The organism is Nostoc cf. edaphicum LEGE 07299 (assembly GCF_015207245.1).
Lineage (GTDB): Bacteria > Cyanobacteriota > Cyanobacteriia > Cyanobacteriales > Nostocaceae > Nostoc > Nostoc edaphicum_B.
The window spans coordinates 1-3,722 of the sequence record NZ_JADEXF010000616.1; the positions used below are offsets into that span (position 1 = coordinate 1).

3 protein-coding genes are annotated in these 3,722 nt (G+C 44.4%); all 3 read left to right on the forward strand.

Features of this window, described 5'->3' with window-relative positions:
• A partial coding sequence (locus tag IQ229_RS17815) for an SDR family oxidoreductase (protein WP_194045981.1) occupies nt 1–1,342 on the forward strand: 1,342 nt, incomplete at its 5' end.
• A gap of 134 nt (nt 1,343–1,476) precedes the next feature.
• On the forward strand, nt 1,477–2,463 hold the full coding sequence (gene galE, locus IQ229_RS17820) for a UDP-glucose 4-epimerase GalE (RefSeq protein ID WP_194045983.1): 987 nt from the start codon (nt 1,477–1,479) through the stop codon (nt 2,461–2,463).
• 119 nt (nt 2,464–2,582) lie between these two features.
• Nucleotides 2,583–3,539 (forward strand): UV DNA damage repair endonuclease UvsE, encoded by a 957-nt coding sequence (gene uvsE / locus IQ229_RS17825; protein WP_194045985.1) that lies wholly within the window; start codon nt 2,583–2,585, stop codon nt 3,537–3,539.
• Nucleotides 3,540–3,722: the final 183 nt, after the last annotated feature.

The window sequence follows — 3,722 nt, forward strand, 5'->3', positions numbered from 1 at the left end:
GTATGCAGATGTAGAGGCAGTGCGAGTTTGCGCTGAGGGTTTGGCAGGGCCGCGAACATTGCTCAAAGAGACATGGGAACGCTACAAACTACCCTTTGCTGTCACTGAAGTTCACCTGAGTTGCACCCGTGAGGAGCAGCTACGCTGGCTCAATGAAGTGTGGAATGCAGCCCAAGAATTACGAGATCAGGGCGCAGATGTCCGCGCTGTGACTGTTTGGGCACTTTTGGGCAGCTACGATTGGAATAGTTTAGTGACTCGCTCCGCAGGATACTACGAGCCAGGCGTTTTCGATTTGCGTTCGCGTAGCGTCTCCTCTGGAGAATCGCCACAGCCTAGACAAACTGCGATCGCTAAGATGGTGCGAGATTTAGCCACTGGGCATAAACCCAACCATCCACTACTTGATACACCAGGATGGTGGCATCGAGAAGAGCGCCTATTATACCCAGCCGTCAGTTGTCGCATATCTCCCCCATCTATCCCGTTTTCCTCGCCTGCTTCTCTTCGTCCCTTGGCGATCGTTGGAGCCACAGGAACACTAGGCAAGGCTTTTGCTCGGTTGTGTGAAGTGCGAGGAATTTCATATTGCCTGCTCAGACGCCAAGATATGGATATTGCTAATCCTGCTTCCGTCAATAAAGTACTTACTGAGTTGCAACCGTGGGCAGTTGTGAACGCTGCGGGATATGTGCGGGTGGACGATGCCGAACGCGAACCCGATGTTTGTTTAAAGGTAAACGCTGAAGGGGCAGCGATTTTAGCTGCTGCTTGCGCTCAACATAATGTGGGGCTGCTAACTTTCTCTTCAGATTTGGTATTCGATGGTGCTGAGTCTAATCCTTATGTCGAAACTGATAACGTTGCGCCTCTCAATGTATATGGATGCAGCAAAGTTTTGGCAGAAAAGCTAGTATTACAGGCTCATCCAGCATCGCTAATGATTCGCACTAGCGCATTTTTCGGCCCGTGGGATGATTACAACTTTGTCACGATCGCCCTACGACAGTTAGCTGCTGGTAATACTTTTGTGGCAGCCGAAGATGCGATCGTCTCGCCTACTTATGTACCCGATCTTGTCCATACCAGCCTTGATTTATTGATTGATGGCGAGAAAGGTTTGTGGCATTTGGCTAACAAAAGTGCTGTAGCTTGGTCTGACTTAGCCCGATTGGCGGCGAAAAAAGCAGGTGTGAGTGTCAGCAGTCTAATTGCTCGTCCTACGCAAGAACTTGGTTGGATTGCTCCCCGCCCAGCTTACAGCGTTCTTGGCAGCAATCGAGGTGAATTAATGCCAAACCTTGACAGCGCAATTTCTCGCTACTTGGAAGAAAGAAATTAGTGGTCTGGCTGACAATCTAATTTTAAGGGGAGCAGGGGAGAAGTTGCAGTCAATTTTACCCCTCTGCCCCTTTGCACCTTTGCCTCTTGTGCCCAATGCCCAATGCCCCATTCCCAATTTCCCATCGCAAAATTATGTCAACTATTTTAGTAACGGGAGGAGCCGGATACATTGGCTCCCATGCTGTATTAGCTCTGAAAAACGCAGGTTATGAAGTAATCGTTTTAGATAATCTGTCGAACGGACACCGAGAACTTGTAGAAGAAGTTTTGCAGGTAAAATTGATTGTTGGAGATATGAGCGATCGCTCTCTTCTCGATGACATATTTTCAACTCACAATATAACTGCGGTTATGCATTTTGCTGCTTATATTGCAGTAGGTGAATCTGTCACCCATCCAGCTAAATATTACCAAAATAATGTTGCAGGCACTCTGACACTTTTAGAAGCAATGATTGCTGCATCAGTTAACAAATTTATCTTTTCTTCTACTTGCGCTCTTTATGGTGTACCAAAGTTCGTTCCCCTTACGGAAGAACATCCGCAAGATCCCATTAGTCCCTATGCTACTAGCAAGTGGATGGTAGAAAGAATTCTATCTGATTTTGATACAGCCTACAATTTAAAGTCAGTACGTTTCCGTTACTTTAATGCCGCAGGTGCTGACCCTAATGGGTTGCTGGGTGAAGACCACGAACCTGAAACTCATCTCATACCATTAGTACTACTAACTGCTTTTGGTAAGCGCGAATCGATTTTGATTTTCGGCACTGATTACCCTACCCCAGATGGCACTTGTATCCGCGATTATATTCATGTGACTGACTTGGCACAAGCCCATATTTTAGGTTTGGAATATCTGCTTAAAGAAGGAGAGAGTGAAGTATTTAATCTAGGAAATGGCAGTGGTTTTTCAGTCAGAGAAGTGATAGAAACTGCTAAAGAGATAACAGGCAAAGAAATTAAAATAGAAGAACGCGATCGCAGACCAGGCGACCCTCCTATTTTAGTTGGCAGCAGCGACAAAGCAACTAAAATATTGGGCTGGCATCCAGAGTATCCTAATCTGAACGAAATTATCGCCCATGCTTGGCAATGGCATCAACAACGACATAAGTAAAGACATTTTAAAACATCCTGTAAGGCTTATAAATTCATTCTTTAGGTATTCGTAAACCAGTGGGAGAACTTGTTTAAATTAAAGAAGAGCTTAAAACAAGTATCAGTTAGTATTAGTTAATGAGCGTAATCGAGTTTCAAAATTTACCTAATGCACAGCAGTGCCAAAAAAGTACACTGCCCTCTTTAGGGCTAGTTTGCATCACCTCGGACAAACAAGTGCGCTTTCGGACAATGACACGCACCCGATACTTAAAACTTTCCCTTAGCGATCGCGAAAGTGCCCTAAGTGAACTGTATCGGCATAATTTACAACGCTTACATGATGCCCTCTCCTTTTGTCAGCAGAATAAAATTCAGCTTTATCGGATGTCTTCTAATTTATTTCCCCTAAGTGACTTAGAAGACAAAATCGGCGCAAATATATTAGAAGCAATGAGCGCTGAGTTAGCAGCAATTGGTGAACGAGCAAATGCATTGAACATCAGAATGGTGTTGCATCCAGATCAATATGTAGTGCTAAGTTCTGATTCCCCTGAAGTGGTACAGGCAAGTATCAATAATTTAGCAGGACATGCACGGATACTTGACTTACTGGGATTACCGCGATCGCCTTGGTCATTGATGAATATTCATGGTGGCAAATCTCAACGGGCTGAACAACTAGTAAAAGTAATTTCCGAACTACCAGAAAACATCAAAAGCCGCTTGACTCTAGAAAACGATGAATACGCCTATAGTGCCGATGAAATTTTAGCAGTATGTCAGCAAGCTAGTGTGCCGATGGTATTTGATGCCCATCACCATATTTGCCACGAAAATTTGGATAGCTACGATCATCCGAGTGTAGCATCCATGTTTTACGCAGCGCGAGAAACTTGGAAAAATCCAGATTGGCAATTAGTCCATATTTCCAATGGTGAGCAAGCTTTCAATGACAGAAAACACAGCGACTTGATTACCGATATGCCTAACGTCTACCACCAAGCACCGTGGATCGAAGTCGAAGCCAAACAAAAAGAAGAAGCGATCGCACTTTTGCGTTCTTGCTGGCTAATGAACAATAATTGTACATAAATTAAAGACATCTAGTCTATGTTCTCTGCACCTCTGCTGTTGTGTCTGGGTTAACCACAGTGAAACTTAGAGGATGTTTGAAAAGTTTTCTTCTCGGTAACAAAACGTTCTAGATTTCCCTAAATCCCCCGATAAATTGGGGGACTTTGATTCCGGTTCCCCCCTTAAAAAGCTACAGTGTAC

Excerpts from the sequence above, each read along its gene's own strand:
- galE (WP_194045983.1), top strand. The coding sequence starts at position 1,477 with ATGTCAACTATTTTAGTAACGGGAGGAGCCGGATACATTGGCTCCCAT.
- uvsE (WP_194045985.1), top strand. The coding sequence starts at position 2,583 with ATGAGCGTAATCGAGTTTCAAAATTTACCTAATGCACAGCAGTGCCAA.